This window comes from Pseudomonas sp. P108 (assembly GCF_032613195.1).
GTDB lineage: Bacteria > Pseudomonadota > Gammaproteobacteria > Pseudomonadales > Pseudomonadaceae > Aquipseudomonas.
Genome location: NZ_CP126691.1, coordinates 2,288,761 through 2,306,731, shown reverse-complemented (window position 1 = coordinate 2,306,731; position 17,971 = coordinate 2,288,761). Strand labels below are relative to the sequence as shown.

The 17,971-nt window shown below is 59.9% G+C and carries 13 protein-coding genes and 4 tRNA genes; 4 read left to right on the top strand and 13 right to left on the bottom strand.

Annotated elements, in window-relative coordinates:
• The first annotated feature begins 23 nt into the window (after positions 1-23).
• The gene (locus QOM10_RS10060) at positions 24-1,715 is read left to right on the top strand and encodes a molecular chaperone HscC (protein ID WP_316917959.1); all 1,692 of its coding nucleotides are present in this window, start codon (positions 24-26) and stop codon (positions 1,713-1,715) included.
• Here the strand turns inward: QOM10_RS10060 and QOM10_RS10055 are convergent.
• The 12 genes from QOM10_RS10055 to gltX all read right to left on the bottom strand — a co-directional run bounded on the left by QOM10_RS10055 (position 1,712) and on the right by gltX (position 11,263).
• Positions 1,712-4,414: a DUF805 domain-containing protein gene (locus QOM10_RS10055; protein ID WP_316917958.1), complete on the bottom strand. Its 2,703-nt coding sequence runs from the start codon at positions 4,412-4,414 to the stop codon at positions 1,712-1,714. The two genes, QOM10_RS10060 and QOM10_RS10055, sit on opposite strands and share 4 nt — an antisense overlap.
• Positions 4,411-5,106 carry a DUF1266 domain-containing protein gene (locus tag QOM10_RS10050; protein WP_127926573.1) on the bottom strand — a complete coding sequence of 232 codons (696 nt, stop codon included), beginning with the start codon at positions 5,104-5,106 and terminating at the stop codon, positions 4,411-4,413. Before QOM10_RS10050 ends, QOM10_RS10055 begins: the two co-directional genes overlap by 4 nt.
• A 188-nt stretch (positions 5,107-5,294) precedes the next feature.
• Entirely contained in the window at positions 5,295-5,741 is a 447-nt protein-coding gene (locus tag QOM10_RS10045) for an Hsp20 family protein (RefSeq protein WP_127926572.1), read from the bottom strand.
• Between the two features lie 121 nt (positions 5,742-5,862).
• The gene (locus tag QOM10_RS10040; protein ID WP_116031011.1) at positions 5,863-6,822 is read right to left on the bottom strand and encodes a tRNA dihydrouridine synthase; all 960 of its coding nucleotides are present in this window, start codon (positions 6,820-6,822) and stop codon (positions 5,863-5,865) included.
• A 158-nt stretch (positions 6,823-6,980) separates the two neighbouring features.
• Positions 6,981-7,430 (bottom strand): acyl-CoA thioesterase, encoded by a 450-nt coding sequence (locus QOM10_RS10035; protein ID WP_127926571.1) that lies wholly within the window; start codon positions 7,428-7,430, stop codon positions 6,981-6,983.
• 46 nt (positions 7,431-7,476) lie between these two features.
• Positions 7,477-8,310 carry an alpha/beta fold hydrolase gene (locus tag QOM10_RS10030; RefSeq protein ID WP_316917957.1) on the bottom strand — a complete coding sequence of 278 codons (834 nt, stop codon included), beginning with the start codon at positions 8,308-8,310 and terminating at the stop codon, positions 7,477-7,479.
• A gap of 30 nt (positions 8,311-8,340) precedes the next feature.
• Entirely contained in the window at positions 8,341-8,880 is a 540-nt protein-coding gene (locus tag QOM10_RS10025; RefSeq protein WP_007913421.1) for a TetR/AcrR family transcriptional regulator, read from the bottom strand.
• Positions 8,881-9,062: 182 nt separating this feature from the next.
• A tRNA-Glu gene (locus tag QOM10_RS10020) sits at positions 9,063-9,138 on the bottom strand.
• A gap of 80 nt (positions 9,139-9,218) precedes the next feature.
• Positions 9,219-9,294: transfer RNA gene (locus QOM10_RS10015), tRNA-Ala, on the bottom strand.
• A gap of 53 nt (positions 9,295-9,347) precedes the next feature.
• Positions 9,348-9,423, bottom strand: a tRNA-Glu gene (locus QOM10_RS10010).
• Between the two features lie 79 nt (positions 9,424-9,502).
• Positions 9,503-9,578: transfer RNA gene (locus tag QOM10_RS10005), tRNA-Ala, on the bottom strand.
• A gap of 203 nt (positions 9,579-9,781) precedes the next feature.
• Positions 9,782-11,263 carry a glutamate--tRNA ligase gene (gene gltX / locus QOM10_RS10000; protein ID WP_316917956.1) on the bottom strand — a complete coding sequence of 494 codons (1,482 nt, stop codon included), beginning with the start codon at positions 11,261-11,263 and terminating at the stop codon, positions 9,782-9,784.
• Between the two features lie 227 nt (positions 11,264-11,490).
• Here gltX and QOM10_RS09995 point away from each other — a divergent pair, with 227 nt between their 5' ends.
• Both QOM10_RS09995 and QOM10_RS09990 read left to right on the top strand, forming a co-directional pair.
• On the top strand, positions 11,491-12,540 hold the full coding sequence (locus QOM10_RS09995; protein WP_316917955.1) for an HlyD family secretion protein: 1,050 nt from the start codon (positions 11,491-11,493) through the stop codon (positions 12,538-12,540).
• 49 nt (positions 12,541-12,589) lie between these two features.
• Positions 12,590-14,080: an MDR family MFS transporter gene (locus tag QOM10_RS09990; RefSeq protein WP_316918375.1), complete on the top strand. Its 1,491-nt coding sequence runs from the start codon at positions 12,590-12,592 to the stop codon at positions 14,078-14,080.
• A 116-nt stretch (positions 14,081-14,196) separates the two neighbouring features.
• Here the strand turns inward: QOM10_RS09990 and uvrB are convergent, their stop codons facing one another.
• Positions 14,197-16,212, bottom strand: coding sequence for an excinuclease ABC subunit UvrB (gene uvrB, locus QOM10_RS09985; RefSeq protein ID WP_007913411.1), 2,016 nt, complete (start codon positions 16,210-16,212; stop codon positions 14,197-14,199).
• Between the two features lie 337 nt (positions 16,213-16,549).
• Here uvrB and QOM10_RS09980 point away from each other — a divergent pair, with 337 nt between their 5' ends.
• The gene (locus QOM10_RS09980; protein ID WP_038363598.1) at positions 16,550-17,746 is read left to right on the top strand and encodes an amino acid aminotransferase; all 1,197 of its coding nucleotides are present in this window, start codon (positions 16,550-16,552) and stop codon (positions 17,744-17,746) included.
• The last annotated feature ends 225 nt before the right edge of the window (positions 17,747-17,971 follow it).

Here is a 17,971-nt window from a genome sequence, read left to right as displayed (position 1 = left end):
TTTGCGCCGTTTCGAGATCTGTCATGCAGGATGCATCCCTCCCCCGCCCGGCTCTGCTGGGCATCGACCTTGGCACCACCAACAGTCTGATTGCCGTCTGGCAGGACGGTCAGGCCCGCCTGATTCCCAACGCTCTGGGCGATGTGCTGACGCCCTCGGTGGTCAGCCTCGATGAAGACGACACGATTCTGGTCGGCAAAGCCGCCCGCGCCCGCCTGACCACGCACCCGGAACGAACCGCTGCAGCATTCAAGCGTTTCATGGGCAGCGACAAACAAGTCCAGCTCGGCACACGTCAGTTCAGCCCCGAAGAGTTGTCGGCGCTGGTGCTCGGCTCACTCAAGCAGGACGCCGAAGCCTTTCTCGGCCACCCGGTTGCAGAAGCGGTGATTTCCGTCCCGGCGTATTTCAGCGACGAACAACGCAAACGCACGCTGTTTGCCGCCGAACTGGCCGGGCTCTCGGTGACACGCCTGATCAACGAGCCGACCGCTGCGGCCATGGCTTACGGGCTGCATGAGCAGAAATTCGAACGCACGCTGATCTTCGATCTGGGCGGCGGCACCTTCGATGTCACGGTGCTGGAATACGCTTTGCCACTGATCGAAGTGCACGCCTCCACCGGCGACAACTTTCTCGGTGGCGAAGACTTCACCGCCGCGCTGTTGCAGGCCTGCCTGAAACACTGGCAACTGACCCCGGCCATGGTCGATGCGCAAAGCATGGCCAGCCTCGGTGATGCGCTTGAGCAGCTCAAATGCAAACTCGGTGAAGGCATTCAAAAACTGAGTTGGCGTCACGCCGACAAGACGTTTGAATGGTCTCTGGACGAAGCGGCGGCGGTAAAAATCTGGGAGCCGCTGCTGGCGCGTTTGCGCGCGCCGATCGAACAGGCCTTGCGCGATGCTCGCCTCAAACCTCGCGACCTCGACAGCCTGGTGCTGGTCGGCGGCGCCACGCGCATGCCGGCAGTCCAGCAAATGGTCGCCACGCTGTTCGGACGCCTGCCTTACCGGCATCTTGATCCGGACACGATTGTTGCGCTGGGGGCGGCGACGCAAGCGGCGTGCAAGGCGCGTGACGGTGCGGTTGAAGAGTTGATTCTGACGGATGTCTGCCCGTATACGCTGGGGATTGCGACCCTGCGTGGCGAAGACATCAAAGGCGCGTTCTCGCCCATCATCGAACGTAACACCATCATTCCGACGTCAAGGGTGGAGCGCTATTACACCACCCAGCCTAAGCAATCGCTGCTGCGCATCGCCGTCTATCAGGGTGAACGGCCGTGGGTTTGCGACAACATTCTGATTGATGCTTTCGATGTGACGTTGACGCCCACTGAACACATCCAGGAGCTGGATGTACGCTTCAGCTATGACATCAACGGTTTGCTCGAGGTGGACGTCACCCTGCTCGAAACCGGTGAGCGCCACAGTCACAGCATCGACCGCAGCCCCACCGGTCTGAATGAGCAAGCACGTCGCGACAGCCATAACCGGCTGTCGACACTGAAAGTCCATCCGCGCGATGCGTTGCCCAACCGCACGTTGCTGGCCCGCCTGGAGCGGGCATGGATGCAAAGCCTCGGCACGCAACGCGAGCACATTGCCGAATGGCTGCACAACTTCACTACCGTGCTCGGCGGCCAGCAACCCTCGGAGATTGCCAGCCATCGCTCAGAGCTGAACAAGGCGCTGGATCAACTGCGCCTCTAGCCGTTGAGTCGCCGCAAGGCAGCCTGCAGGCCGCCGGACAGCATCTCGGAATCGCCGCTGTCCGGTGGCACACCATAGCGGTTGGGCAACTTGTCACCGGCAAGCCCGAACAACACCAACGGCAAAAATGGCAGAACCGGCGTCAGCGCCATGAAGATCAGCAACGTCGGAATGCCCCGGCCCATGTCGTGCAAGCGGCGCAGAATAGCGCCGAACACCAGCAGCACGGCCAATAACAGGATAAGAATGCCAGCGCCCGTAGTGCCACTGATCAACCCCGCTACCGGCGCAATCACCAAACACCCCAAGACCTGAGCGATAAAAGCCTTGCGCCCCAACCGCGAGCCGAGACGCCAGATCGCTCTCGCCGGTACCGGCTGCACATCGCTTTTCGCCAACAGTAATCGTTCCGACCAGGACAATATCGCGCACAGGGCCAGGCGCAACCCGACACTGTTCTGCACATCGTCCTTGCCCTGTTGCAGTTGGCGCAGGACGCGCGTTTTCGGCACCCCGGCAGCGCCATAGCGAATCAAGCCCTTGAGCGCATCCAGCGCTTCATACACCAGCAGTTTGTCGACGCCAAAATCGGTCAGCACTTTGCGCGGCGGCCACACCGGTTCGCCTTTGATCAAACCGTCGCGGAAGCCTTCGAACCAATCGTCCTCGCAGCTGACCGCCGCGATCGACTGCAACAATGCACGATGCTGCTCGGCACTCAGGCTCGGGTCGTGATAGAGCACGCCCCAGAACATCATCAAACCCAGCAAATCGTCGCCGCATGCCGCACGATCACTTTCGAGGCAGGTGTAAAGCAGGGTATTGGCCGGCAATCGCGCGCTGTCGAGTGCCTGCTGTACGCTGAACAATTGCTGCACCAACAAGCCGTGCACCGGGTCACTGCCCTGCAGCCATCCGAGCAAGCCGGCGCAGTGGCCTTGCTCACGCTGCAAGCGCCGCAACAAAGGTTGCAGGCGACTCAAGGGATGGGCCGGATTGAAAGGCAGGCGCTCCACGCACTGCGCATCCATCATTTGCAGCCAGCGTTCGGGTTGTTCCAGCAATGCCAGCAAGAACAAGGTCTGCGCGTGCCACTCCCAGGTGGCCTCACCCAGCCCGACCGGTGGCAACTGAATCCCGCGCCGGCTCAACTGCAGAATCAAATCGAGTTCGGACAAGTCGCAATCATCTTTGACCGCGGCCAGCGTGAACGCGTCTGCCAGTCGTTCCAGCGCAGCGTCGCTGTAAGGCCGCAAGCGACACAACCACAGACGACAGACTTTGTGCGGCTCACCTATTGTCAGCACCTGCGGCAATGGCCGGGCACTTGAATGCGCATCGCAGAAAGCACTCATGGCCAGCGCTATCGGTGCCTCGTTCAGCCAGAGCAGGTGTTGCGCGGCCTGATACTTGAATCCGCTCATCACCAGGCTTTCGAGGGCATCAATGGGCAGCGGCGCATCCACAATCTGCTGCAACAACGCCGTATCACCCCGATGCAGCGCCCAGGCGTGGCGGTACAAATGCAGCAATCGGCTATCGGAATTTTCGCCCAGCAATTGCGCGAGCAAGGGCAGCTCATCACCGCTCATGCGCCAATCGACAAAGCTTTGCGCAAGGCTCTCAAGCTTTAACCGTCCGACACCCAGCCAACGGTTCAGCGTCTCGGGGTGTTGTGACGGACAGCCATACACCTGGGTGTCATCGCCAAGATCCTCTGGCCAGTCACAGACGCCCTGCAGGCGATCGAACGCCTGAATCAGCAGCGGCAGAAAAGTCGGCTGGCGCTTGGCACACAGCTCCAGCAGACGACTTTCCGCCATCGGATGGCGATGCTCGTTCCACAGCCGGATCCAGCACGGCAATGCCTGATCGTCCCGGCCCAGCAGACTGCTCTGACACGCCAGCAGATAAAGCCAGTCGACATCATCCGGTGCGGCAAGCTGCTGTTCGACACAGCACTGCAAAAACGTCGGGCCGCCGATACCTGCCTGAGTGAACTGCACCAGCAGCCGCTTGAGGAACGCGGCATCCTCCGGCAACGGCAGGCAGGTGTGCTGACTGGCGAAGTCGGCGAACTCCTGCAGTGGACGCTGGTTGAAGATGAAGTCGAGGCTACGGGCGTACCACAGCGATTCAGTCTGGGCTGCCTCTGACCATGTGCTCATCAGATCCGTATCGAACGGATCCGGCGTTTCGATTCGCTGGAGAAAGAACCCCACCTGATGCGCGTCGTCGAAGCCCAGATCCAGCAACTGTTGATCCCAGGCCATACGCTTGGCCAACAGATTCGCGCAGCGGTACGACAACGGACCGGCGTCGGCCATCCGGTGGTACAGGCCCCAGCTGACTTCATCGAGCACGTCCAGCGACAGCTCATCCAGCCCTCGGACAAATAACTGCCACGCGGCGAAATTGAACCGACGCGCGGGATCATCCAGCAGCTCGCAGAACTCCCCGAATACCGGAGGGACCTCAACCACATGTTGCTCAGAGGCTTGGGACTGGTACTCGTCCTCAGGCTCTTCTTCCTCTTCCTCACGCGCCAGACGCAGGGCGTTTTCGTAGGCCGCGCGCAGCGCCTGGAAGCCTTGCGGGTCGGTCTCCGGGTGATGCGCCGGCAAACGTGCACGGTAGGCGTTGCGGATAAGGTTTTCGTCGTTAGTAGGCTCGATGCCCAGGCGGATCCAGCAACTCATGACCAGTCGAACTCCTTGAGCGATGCCGGGCGTGGCGGCAAATCGATTTCCATATGCCACGGCAAATCAGCAAGGAACCGAGGGATGTTTTCGGCAAGCCCACGGGCAATCCGCACGTTAAGGGCGTTGGCGCCTTGTCGATCGAGTTCGCGCGCCAGCTCATCGTCGCTGGCGCTCAGGCAGGACCAAAAGGTCCGGCCCACGACAAAGCCGTCGAAGTAAGCCATCCAGCTACCGTAGTGAAATTGCGCTCTGAGGGCCAAACGACTGTGCAGCCAGTTGCTTTCGTCCAGGTCGACCCACTGATTGCGCACCGCACAGCGCAAGAGAAAACCCATGCGGCCATAGTCCCAGGACAAAATCCCACCCGGCCCGCAACTGCCGAACGTGCGACTGGCAAACTCATGCAGGATGCGTTCGCGGGGACTCAGGTCGTCTAGCAGAGCCTGCCATTCACTTGGCAGACAACGCTGCCACGCCAAGTAGGCCGCGCTGAGGTGCTTGGCATGGCCGTCGTCGGTCATCCGCTCGAGCATGTCGAACAATTGCCCACGGTCATCGATCCCCCAACTGTCCTGCAGATCGATGTAGCGATCATTGCAGAACGCCGGGTCGTCGTAGCTGGCACCGGTATTGATCGCCGCCATTGGCGCAGACAGGGCGCACAGCCAGCGCTGTTGAATCTCGTCCATGAAAAAAGGCTCCAGGCCGACCGGTGAGGAATGGGGGTCGGCAAAACTGCGGCGGATTGTAGAGAAACCGCCGCCAGCGGCAAAGTCGCACAGCGCTTTTCTTGCGCGCACAAAAAAGGCCCCGACGTATCGGGGCCTTCATTCAGCGGCTCATCGCCGGTTCAGGCGATTGTGTTGCGGCTCATGACTCAGTGCTGCAGCGCCGGCTTCTGCGTCCCGTTGATCGGGATGCGTTTGGCTTTCGCTTCTTCCGGGATCACGCGCAACAGGTCGATGCTCAGCAGACCGTTTTTCAGATCGGCAGCCTTGATCTCGATGTGATCGGCCAGACGGAAGGACAGCTTGAACGCACGCTGGGCGATGCCCTGGTGCAGGAAGGTCACGCCTTCGTTGGCATCACGCTTGCCACCACTGATGGTCAGCACACCTTTTTCGACTTGCAGCTCCAGGTCATCTTCCTGGAAACCGGCGGCGGCAACGACGATACGGTACTGGTCATCACCGTGCTTTTCGACGTTGTAAGGTGGGTAGCTGCTGCCTGGCTCGTTGCGCAGGGCAGTTTCGAACAGGTCGTTGAAACGGTCGAAACCTACCGAGGAACGGAACAGTGGCGCGAGGGAAAATGCAGTACTCATGGTTCAAATCTCCTGAAAACAATCAGCAAGTTTTTTTGACTCCGCGACCCGAATTCGGCATCGCGTAACCCTTAGATAGGGACCGCTGAAATGATTTCAAGAGACTATTTGCAGATTTTTTTCAGGCCGCTTCGGCGACCGGCAGACCGAGCAAACGCGAGACGTGATCCGGTTCCGTCTCACGGCGCAGAACAGTGAACAGCTCGGTGGCCTCGGGATAATTGCGCGTCAGCATGGCCAGCCATTGCTTCAAACGGCCCGGCGATTGGCGCGCAGTCATCTGCGCTTTGGCTTGCAACCAGAAGTCCTGGATCAGCGGCATCAGCTCGGCCCACGTCATCTCGACCACTTCTTCGCCAGCGCGGGCGGCAGCGATCTGTTTGGCCAGATCCGGGCGCGACACCAGACCGCGACCGAGCATGATGTCCTCCACGCCACTGATCTCGCGGCAACGACGCCAGTCTTCGACGCTCCAGATATCACCGTTGGCGAACACCGGGACTTTGACCACGTCCTGCACACGCGGAATCCACTCCCAGTGTGCGGGCGGTTTGTAGCCATCCATCTTGGTTCGGGCGTGAACCACAATGTGCTCGGCGCCGCCCTCAGCCAATGCCGTGGCGCAGACCAGCGAACCGTCGGGGCTATCGAAGCCCAGGCGCATCTTTGCGGTCACAGGAATATGCGCGGGTACGGCGCGACGCACGTGTTCGACGATCTGATTGAGCAGTTCCGGCTCCTTGAGCAGAACCGCACCACCACGAGATTTGTTGACGGTCTTGGCCGGGCAGCCGAAGTTGAGGTCGATCACTTCGGAGCCGAGTTCGCAGGCCAGCGCAGCGTTTTCCGCCAGGCACACCGGGTCGGAACCGAGCAATTGCACGCGCAATGGCACACCGGACGCGGTGCGCGCACCGTTGAGCAGCTCCGGGCCGAACTTGTGGAAATAGGCCGGCGTGAGCAACTGATCGTTGACCCGAATGAATTCGGTCACGCACCAGTCGATGCCGCCAACGCGGGTCAGCACGTCGCGGAGGATGTCGTCGACCAACCCCTCCATGGGCGCCAGAGCAATTTGCATGGGAAAACACTACTTGAAGAAAAACGTGCGGCAGTTTACTGGATATCGCAAGAAATCGCAGAAACCTTGTGGGAGCGAGCCTGCTCGCGATAGCGGTGTGTCAGTGAGGCATATGTCGGCTGACACACCGCTATCGCGAGCAGGCTCACTCCTACAGTTTAGATTCGGGCAGATTCCGGGATCTGGATCGCCGGGCCATAGCCCTCGATGAACTCGGCCGGCATGCGCTTGGGCTTGCCCGTGGAGAGTTCAATGCAGACAAACGTGGTTTGCGCGCGCAGCAGCGTGGTGTTGTCGCTCGGGCGCTTGAGCTGGAAATGCCGGGTCATCTTCAGACGCTGATCCCAATCAACGATCCAGGTCGCCAATTGCAGTTCATCGCCTTCATAGGCCGCAGCGAGATAATCGATCTCGTGACGGACCACGGCCATCGCCCGATCCAGTCGCCGATACTCGACCAGATCCAGACCCAGACGCTGCGAGTGGCGCCAGGCGCAGCGTTCGAGCCAGGTCACGTAGACCGCGTTATTCGCGTGGCCCAGCCCGTCGATGTCCTCGGCGCCTACTTGCAGATCAATGGTAAACGGCGTTGCCCGATCCCAGCCCATGCCCCACTCCCGGTCAATGTATTCAACCGGGGCAGTGTAACGGAGCTCAGGCCGATTGGCGCGCCTGAAGGCTGCGGCCGGCCAGCAGTGATAACACGCCATCAACCAATCGAGGGTCGGCCAGCACGCGCTGATGACCGCCGCCTTCAAGGCGCAACAGGCGACTGTCGAACCAGGATTCGTGGATCAGTTGCGATTCCTTGACCGAGACGAAGTTGTCGTCCTCGGCATGCACGATCAGGCCGGGCATATCCAGTTGATAGTGGGCAACGTCGAGAGTCGCGGCGCGCATGCCGACATCTTGCTCGACCTGGCGAATGAAAGCGGAACGGGCCCGAGGCGGCATACCAACGTAGCGAGCAAATCCGCGCAGTACGCCAAGAATGCGCGCAGGCGCGGCGATGCTGACGAGGGTTTCGGTGCGCAAGCCCAATTGCACGGCGAGCATGGCGCTGGCGCCGCCCATGGAATGACCGATGACCGCTTGCAATGGTGGCAGCTCGGCAGCCGCTTCGAGCATCGCCCGGGCGAACAACACGACATTGGCTTCACGCCCCGGCGAACGTCCGTGGGCCGGACCATCGAGCGCGACGACGGTATAACCGGCGTCGACCAGCGCGGTGATCAGCGCGGCGAACTGAGTTGGCCGCCCTTCCCAGCCGTGCATCAGCAACACCGCCGGGCCTTGGCCCCAGCGCAGCGCCGAGAGACCGAAGCGCAAAGTGATCCGCTCGGAACTTGCCAGCAGCGGCAACTCCCAATCGCGCAGTGGCAGCGTACGCGGCGTCATGAACGCCAGACGCATTTTGCTCGCAACCCGTTTCGGTGCAATCCAGCCCAAGGTGCCATTAACGCCACGAATCCACTTCAACGTGTTCATCGCTCTCTCCTCAGGCGTGTTGCCTTCAGGTCAACGCACCGCCGACTTGGCAGCGCGCAGCAATCGATCGGATAAATCTCCCGGGCCGAGCGCTCTTGCGAGTGCCAGACCACCCACCATCAAAGCCACATCGGCCAAGGCTTTGTCGGTGTCCTCAGGGCTGGACGCCAACTGCGCAATCATCAATTCCAGGTGCTCGTTCAGCGCGATGCGGAACGACTCCGGCAAACGGCCCAATTCGCCGATCGAAGCTGGAATCGGACATGCCGCGTCACTGGAATCACGGTGCTTGCGCGACAGGTAGAACGCAGCGACCAGGGCGCGGCGCTCTTCACCGGTCAGTTCGGCATCCATGTCGGCAATCAGGTCGCGGCGGCGGCCGAGCAATTGCTTGAACGCTTCGAGCATCATTGCGTCCTTGCTTTCGAAGTGCGCGTAGAAGCCACCGACGGTGAGGCCGGCTGCGCCCATCACTTCGCCCACGCTCGGGTCAGCCGGGCCACGCTGAATCAGTGCGGCGCTGGCAGCCTTAAGGATGCGTTCGCGGGTTTGAGCTTTTTTATCGTTCATCGTTGCCTCCGAATATTACGACTAGAATATTATTCGCATAATAATATTCTGCAAGTCAAGGATATGACCGCTGGTCTGAAGCACAGTGTAAGGAAAAAGGAGAGTTGGCCAAACGCCAGACAAACAAAAGGGCCATTCAATAATTGAATGACCCTTATAAAATCCCGCAGAGCGGGTAATCGTGGCGTCCCCTAGGGGACTCGAACCCCTGTTACCGCCGTGAAAGGGCGGTGTCCTAGGCCACTAGACGAAGGGGACACAAACCTTCTATACAACTGATCAGCGCTGAGAACTGATCGATTCAAGGCCGGTGTGGCCAGACCTTGAACGTGTAAAATTGGTGGAGCTTAGCGGGATCGAACCGCTGACCTCCTGCATGCCATGCAGGCGCTCTCCCAGCTGAGCTAAAGCCCCGGATTTTTCGCCTCGCGGCGGAGCGACATCTTGCAACATCGCTTCTGTAAAACTGGCGTCCCCTAGGGGACTCGAACCCCTGTTACCGCCGTGAAAGGGCGGTGTCCTAGGCCACTAGACGAAGGGGACGCAAACCCTTCTATACAACTGATCAACGCTGAGTGTTGATCGCTTCGAAGCCGGTGTGGCCAGGCTTCGAAGTGTAAATTGGTGGAGCTAAACGGGATCGAACCGTTGACCTCCTGCATGCCATGCAGGCGCTCTCCCAGCTGAGCTATAGCCCCTCATCGTTGATGTCATCGCTGAGGACGGGGCGAATCTTAAGGGCGTATCGAAAGCCTGTCAAACTTATTTTTGAAATTTTTCAAAGTTTTTCGTCGGCATAACAATCACTTACCGCCCTCCCCCGTAAATTCGGGGGGAACAACGCCGAAGGCCGGAATCAAAAGATCCCGGCCTTCGGTGGTTCCTGCAGAGTCAGGCGTGCTTAAGCGATAGCGCCCAGCAGCTTTTCCCACTCTTTGTTTTCTTTCTTCGACACGCCGCCCAGTAGGTCGATTGCCTGACGCAGACGATAACGGGTCAGGTCCGGGCCAATGATTTCCATCGCATCGAGCACCGACACCGAACTCGCCTGCCCGGTGATCGCGGCAAACATCAATGGCATCGCATCGCGCAATTTCAACTCCAGCGATTCGACCACCGCCTGAATCGTTGCAGTGATGGCGTCCTTCTCCCACTGACGCAGGCTTTCCAGCTTCCACAGGATCAACTGCATCAACTGACGAACCTGATCACCCGAAAGCTTCTTCGATTCGAACAGCTTGGCATCCGGGTTAACGCCGCCGGCAAAGAAGAACCCGCCCAGCGGTGCAACCTGGCTGAAGGTTTCAACGCGGCCCTGCACCAGCGGCGCGATCTTCATCATGTATTCCGGATTCAGCGCCCAAGTCTGCAGACGGCTGGCGAACTCTTCCACCGGCAGATCACGCAGCCACTGGCCGTTGAGCCACGACAGCTTCTCGATGTCGAAGATCGGCCCGCCAAGGGACACACGCTTGAGGTCGAAATTGTCGACCATTTCCTGCAGCGAGAACTTCTCGCGCTCGTCCGGCATCGACCAACCCATGCGACCGAGGTAGTTGAGCATCGCCTCAGGCATGAAGCCCATGCGCTCGTAGAACGTCACCGAGGTCGGGTTCTTGCGCTTGGACAGCTTGCTCTTGTCCGGGTTACGCAGCAGCGGCATGTAGCACAGCTCCGGTTGTTCCCAGCCGAAGTATTCGTAAAGCAGGATCAGTTTTGGCGCCGATGGCAGCCACTCTTCGCCGCGCAGCACGTGGGTGATGCCCATCAAATGGTCGTCGACGACGTTGGCGAGGAAGTACGTCGGCAGGCCGTCGGTCTTCATCAGCACTTGCATGTCCATGCGATCCCACGGGATCTCGACATCGCCACGGAGCATGTCCGGCACCACGCAAACGCCTTCACTCGGCACTTTCATGCGGATCACGTGCGGTTCGCCGGCAGCCAGACGGGCGGCGACTTCTTCCTTCGACAGCAGCAGCGCGCGACCGTCGTAACGTGGAGTTTCGCCGCGAGCCATTTGCTCGGCGCGCATCTGATCCAGCTCTTCAGCGGTGCAGAAGCATGGGAACGCATGGCCCATGTCGACCAGTTGCTGGCAGTACTTCTGGTAGATCTCGCCGCGCTCGCTCTGGCGATACGGGCCGTGCGGGCCGCCGACGTCCGGGCCTTCGCTCCAGTCGATACCCAGCCAGCGCAGGGCGTCGAAGATCTGCTGTTCGGACTCGCGGGTCGAACGCAACTGGTCGGTGTCTTCGATCCGCAGGATGAACTCACCGCCATGCTGCTTGGCAAAGCAGTAGTTGAATAATGCGATGTAAGCGGTACCTACATGGGGATCCCCGGTAGGCGATGGCGCGATGCGAGTGCGGACGGTGGTCATGGCATGTCTCGAAAAGAATGAAAAGCAAAACAATCAAGCGGCGAATGGTAACAGGCGACACCCGCCCCGCTCCAGCAGGCAGGGCATTTAAGCCAAGTTTGCCTCTGGAACGCCGGTAAGTCGTGGTGAATGGGCAAATATCAGCGGATGGCATTTACCGTTTATCGGCTGTATGCCAGATTCGCCTGCTGATAACTTTCCTTACAATTCCTGACTACAGTTTGCCCATGCCTGCCCAACTCAAGCGTCGCCTGTTGATTTTCCTGCTGCTCGTCCTGCTGATCGCCGGGGGCTTTTTCGCCCATTGGTTTTTCAAGGGACGCTTCTATGAAAGCACCGACAACGCTTATGTCCAGGGCGAAATCACCCGTGTGTCGAGCCAGTTGAGCGCGCGCATCGACGAAGTGCTGGTACAGGACAATCAGCACGTCGAAAAAGGCCAGTTGCTGGTGCGCCTCGAACCCAATGATTTCCGCCTGGCCATCGATCGCGCCAATGCCGCCCTCGCCACCCGCGAAGCGGAACGCCTGCAAGCGCAAAGCAAATTGACTCAGCAAGCCAGTCTGATTGCTTCCAGTGATGCGCAAGTGGCAACCACCCAAGCCACCCTCGGCCGCTCGCAGATGGATTTGTCGCGTGCCGAAACCCTGCGCAAACCCGGCTATGTTTCCGAAGAACGGGTGACCACCCTCTCCGCCGACGCCCACATTGCTCGCTCGCAAGTGGCCAAGGCGCAGGCTGATGCGCAAGGCCAGCGCCAACAGGTCAACGCCCTGAACGCGGAAATCAAACGCCTCGACGCACAGATTGCCAACGCCCGCGCCGATCTCGCGCAAGCCGAACTCAACCTGACCCGCAGCGAAATCCACGCGCCGATCAGCGGTCTTGTCGGCCAGCGCGCCGCGCGCAATGGTCAAGTGGTGCAGGCCGGCGCTTATCTGCTGTCGATCGTCCCGGACGAAGACATCTGGGTGCAGGCCAACTTCAAGGAAACCCAGATCGGTCATATGCAACCCGGCCAAAAAGCCGAGCTGACCTTCGATGCCTATGGCGATACGCCGATCGAAGCGCGGGTCGATAGTCTGTTCGCCGCGTCCGGCGCGCAGTTCAGCCTGCTGCCGCCGGACAACGCCACCGGTAACTTCACCAAAGTCGTACAGCGGATTCCGGTGAAACTGACTTTCAAGGCCGACAACCCGCTGCACGGCAAGATCCGTCCGGGCATGTCCGTCACCGCCACCGTGAACATCAAAGACGCCCCGGAAAATGGCCGGTGATTCGCTGATCCGCCCGGTCGGCGAGCCGACCCGGCGCGACTGGATTGCGGTGATGAGCGTGATGCTCGGCGCCTTTATGGCGGTGCTCGACATTCAGATCACCAACTCGTCGCTGAAAGATATTCAGGGCGCACTGTCGGCGACGCTGGAAGAAGGCTCGTGGATTTCCACCTCGTATCTGGTCGCGGAAATCATCATGATCCCGCTGACCGCGTGGCTGGTGCAGCTGCTGTCGGCGCGCCGTCTGGCGGTGTGGGTGTCGCTGGGCTTTCTGCTGTCATCGCTGCTGTGCTCGATGGCCTGGAGCCTGGAGAGCATGATCGTCTTCCGCGCCATGCAGGGTTTCACCGGCGGCGCGCTGATCCCGCTGGCGTTCACCCTGACCCTGATCAAACTCCCCGAACACCACCGCGCCAAAGGCATGGCGATGTTCGCCATGACCGCGACCTTCGCGCCGTCCATCGGCCCGACGCTGGGCGGCTGGCTCACGGAAAACTGGGGTTGGGAATACATCTTCTATATCAACATTCCGCCGGGCCTGATCATGATCGCCGGGTTGATGTACGGACTGGAAAAGAAAGAAGCGCACTGGGAATTACTGAAAAGCACCGACTACACCGGCATCCTCACGCTGGGCATCGGCCTCGGGTGCTTGCAGGTGTTTCTTGAAGAGGGTCATCGCAAGGACTGGCTGGAATCGAGCCTGATTGTGACGCTGGGCAGCATTGCGCTGGTGAGTCTGATCACCTTTGTCATCGTGCAGATCTCCAAACCGAATCCACTGATCAACTTGGGAATCCTGCGCAATCGCAACTTTGGTTTATCGAGTATTTCCAGCCTGGGCATGGGTGTCGGACTGTACGGTTCGATCTATTTGTTGCCGCTGTATTTGGCGCAGATTCAGAACTACAACGCCCTGCAGATCGGCGAAGTGATCATGTGGATGGGCGTGCCGCAGCTGTTTCTGATTCCGCTGGTGCCGAAGCTGATGAAGTTTGTTTCGCCGAAATGGCTGTGCACGCTGGGGTTTGGTTTGTTTGGTCTGGCGAGTTTTTCGTCGGGGGTGCTCAACCCGGATTTTGCCGGGCCGCAGTTCAATCAGATCCAGATCATCCGCGCACTGGGCCAGCCGTTGATCATGGTGACCATTTCGCTGATCGCCACGGCGTACATCCTGCCGCAGGATGCGGGGTCGGCGTCGAGTCTGTTCAATATTCTGCGTAACCTCGGCGGTGCGATTGGCATTGCTCTGCTGGCGACGCTGCTGGACGCGCGCACCAAGACTTACTTCGATTATCTGCGTGAAGCGGTGGTGCCGACCAATCCGCAAGTGGCCGAGCGACTGGCGTCGATGACCGATCGGTTTGGCAGTGACGCGGCGGCGTTGGGCAAGTTGAGCGAGATCGTCCATCAGCAGGCGGCGATCATGGCTTACAACGATGCGTTTCACTTTGTCGGGATTGCGTTGGGGATCAGCATGCTGGCGGTTTTGTTGACCAAAAAATTGCCACAAGGATTGAAGGCTGGGGAGTCCCACTAACTGCAACTGATCGTTCCCATGCTCCGCGTGGGAATGACTCCGGTGACGCTCTGCGTCACAGCGGACGCGGAGCGTCCGGGGCTGCATTCCCACGCAGAGCGTGGGAACGATCCTCCTTACACAGCCAAAAGCCGTTCACGCAGCTTGGCAATCTCGTCGCGCATCTGCGCCGCCGCTTCAAATTCCAGATCCCGCGCCAGCTGATACATCTTCTCTTCCAGCGCACGAATACGCTTGGTGATCTCGCTCGGCGAGCGCAGTTCGGCTTCGTACTTGGCGTTCTCTTCGGCCGCTTTGGCCATGCCTTTGCGCTTCTTGCTGCGCGAGCCCGGCACAGTGGCGCCTTCCATGATGTCGGCGACATCCTTGATCACACCGCGCGGGGTGATGCCGTTTTCCAGGTTGAAGGCGATCTGCTTGTCGCGACGACGCTCGGTCTCGCCAATCGCTCGCTCCATCGAACCGGTCATGCGGTCAGCGTAGAGAATCGCCCGACCATTGAGGTTACGCGCCGCCCGGCCGATGGTCTGGATCAGCGAGCGCTCGGAACGCAGGAAGCCTTCCTTGTCCGCATCAAGAATCGCCACCAGCGACACTTCCGGCATGTCCAGACCTTCACGCAGCAAGTTGATCCCCACCAGCACATCGAATGTACCGAGGCGCAGGTCGCGGATGATCTCGACCCGCTCGACGGTGTCGATGTCCGAGTGCAGATAACGCACGCGCACGCCGTGGTCGGCGAGGTAATCGGTGAGGTCTTCGGCCATGCGCTTGGTCAGCGTGGTGACCAGCACCCGTTCTTCGACCGCGACACGCTTGCTGATTTCCGAGAGCAGATCGTCGACCTGAGTCAGCGCCGGACGCACTTCTACCTGCGGGTCGACCAGACCGGTCGGCCGCACCACTTGCTCGACCACGCGCCCGGCGTGCTCGGCTTCGTAGTTGCCTGGCGTCGCCGAGACAAAAATAGTCTGCGGGCTGACCCCTTCCCACTCGTCAAAACGCATCGGCCGGTTGTCCAGCGCCGACGGCAGACGGAAGCCGTATTCGACGAGGGTTTCCTTACGCGAGCGGTCGCCCTTATACATCGCGCCGACCTGCGGCACGCTGACGTGGGACTCGTCGATCACCAGCAAGGCATCGGCCGGCAGGTAATCGTAAAGGGTTGGCGGCGCGGCACCAGCCGGACGTCCGGACAGATAGCGCGAGTAGTTTTCGATACCATTGCAGTAACCCAGCTCGAGGATCATTTCCAGATCAAAACGGGTGCGCTGCTCCAGCCGCTGGGCTTCGACCAGTTTGTTGTTGCTGCGCAGGTATTCGAGGCGTTCCTGCAGTTCGACCTTGATGTGTTCGATGGCGTCGAGCAGGGTTTCCCGTGGCGTCACATAGTGGCTCTTCGGGTAAAAGGTGAAGCGCGGCATCTTGCGGATGACTTCGCCGGTCAGCGGGTCGAACGCGGAAATGCTCTCGACCTCGTCATCGAACAGCTCGATGCGGATCGCTTCCAGATCGGATTCCGCCGGGTAAATGTCGATGACATCGCCGCGTACACGGAAGGTCGCGCGGGCAAAATCCATGTCATTGCGGGTGTACTGCAAGTCGGCCAGACGCCGCAGCAATGCGCGCTGGTCGAGTTTGTCGCCGCGATCAACGTGCAAGACCATCTTCAAATAGGTTTCCGGGCTACCGAGACCGTAGATGCACGACACCGTGGTGACGATGATCGCGTCCTTGCGCTCGAGCAGCGCCTTGGTCGCCGACAGACGCATCTGCTCGATGTGGTCGTTGATCGATGCATCCTTCTCGATGAAGGTGTCGGACGACGGCACATAGGCTTCGGGCTGGTAGTAGTCGTAGTAGGAAACGAAGTATTCGACGGCGTTGTTCGGGAAAAACGCCTTGAACTCGCCGTACAACTGCGCAGCGAGGGTCTTGTTCGGCGCCAGCACCAGGGTCGGACGCTGAATCTGCGAGATGACATTGGCGATGCTGAAGGTCTTGCCTGAGCCGGTCACACCGAGCAGCGTCTGGTGCGCCAGCCCGGCCTCGATGCCCTCCACCAATTGGCGGATGGCCTCCGGTTGATCGCCGGCGGGCTCGAAGCGGGTGACGAGCTGGAATTCGGACATATACACCTCTGGGATCGCGGCATTCCGAGCAAAGCGGAGCACCACGGGGACGACCGCAAACGACCGGTGTCGCGCAAGAAAAAACCTGGATTGTGCTCAATGTGGTGGCGATTGCCCGCTCTTTCAAGGCAAACGTCCTACATCCGCTAAAGACTCTGACACGAGCAGTCGACTAACGGTCAAGAAATAATCGGAAAAACTTACCCTAAAAGCCGAATCGCCTGTCGCCATTGTTCCGTAATGGCCTCTATACTAGCTCCCCGTTTGTGCACCGCTCTAGTGCATCCGGCTGGAGCGCGACACGTCCCTCCATTCTCCATTCAGAGCCGCCGCAATAATGAGCCTGTTCTCCGCTGTCGAAATGGCACCCCGCGATCCAATCCTGGGCCTCAACGAAGCATTCAACGCCGATACCCGGACCACCAAGGTCAACCTGGGCGTGGGTGTTTACTGCAACGAAGAGGGGCGAATTCCACTTCTGCGCGCCGTGATCGAAGCCGAGACGATTCGCGTCGCTCAACACGCTTCGCGCGGTTACCTGCCGATCGATGGCATCGCTGCCTACGACCAGGCCGTGCAAAAGCTGCTGTTCGGCAACGACTCGCCGCTGATCAGCGCCGGTCGCGTCATCACCACTCAGGCCGTCGGCGGGACCGGCGCCCTGAAAATCGGTGCCGACTTCCTCAAGCAACTGCTGCCGAACGCCGTTGTGGCGATCAGCGACCCGAGCTGGGAAAACCACCGCGCGCTGTTCGAAACCGCCGGTTTCCCGGTGCAGAACTACCGTTACTACGACGCTGCCACCCACGACGTTAACCGTGCCGGCATGCTCGAAGACCTCAACGCCCTGCCGAACGGCTCGATCGTTATCCTCCATGCGTGCTGCCACAACCCGACCGGCGTCGACCTGACCCCGGCGGACTGGAACAACGTGCTGGAAGTGGTTAAAGCCAAAGGTCACGTGCCGTTCCTCGACATGGCCTATCAAGGTTTTGGCGACGGTATCGACGAAGACGCCGCTGCCGTGCGCCTGTTCGCTGAATCCGGTCTGACTTTCTTCGTCTCGAGCTCGTTCTCCAAGTCGTTCTCGCTGTACGGCGAGCGCGTGGGTGCGCTGTCGATCATCAGCGAATCGAAAGAAGAAAGCGCGCGCGTGCTGTCGCAGGTCAAACGCGTGATCCGTACCAACTACTCCAACCCGCCGACCCACGGTGCAAGCATCGTTGCTGCGGTGTTGAACAGCCCGGAACTGCGTGCGCAGTGGGAAGCGGAACTAGCTGAAATGCGTCTGCGCATTCGCGGCATGCGTGAGCAGATGGTTGCCCTGCTGGCCGAGAAAGCACCGGGCCGCGATTTCAGCTTCGTTGGTCGTCAGCGCGGCATGTTCTCTTACTCGGGCCTGACCACTGAACAAGTGCATCGCCTGCGTAACGAGTTCGGCATTTACGCACTGGATACCGGCCGTATCTGTGTAGCAGCGCTGAACCAGAGCAACATCAAGGCTGTGACGGATGCGATTGTTCAGGTCATCTGATTTCGCCGCGTGATGAAAAACGGGAAGCCTTTGGGCTTCCCGTTTTTATTTGCCTGATGAACAGCGCCCATAACCTCTAGACTGCACACAAATCCAAACTGTAGAAGTGAGCCTGCTCGCGATAGCGGCGTGTCAGGTAATGAAGCTTCGGCTGACACGACGCTATCGCGAGCAGGCGAAGGCCTACAGGTTTTGTGTACACCCGAGATTTCTGAAGAGACCCCA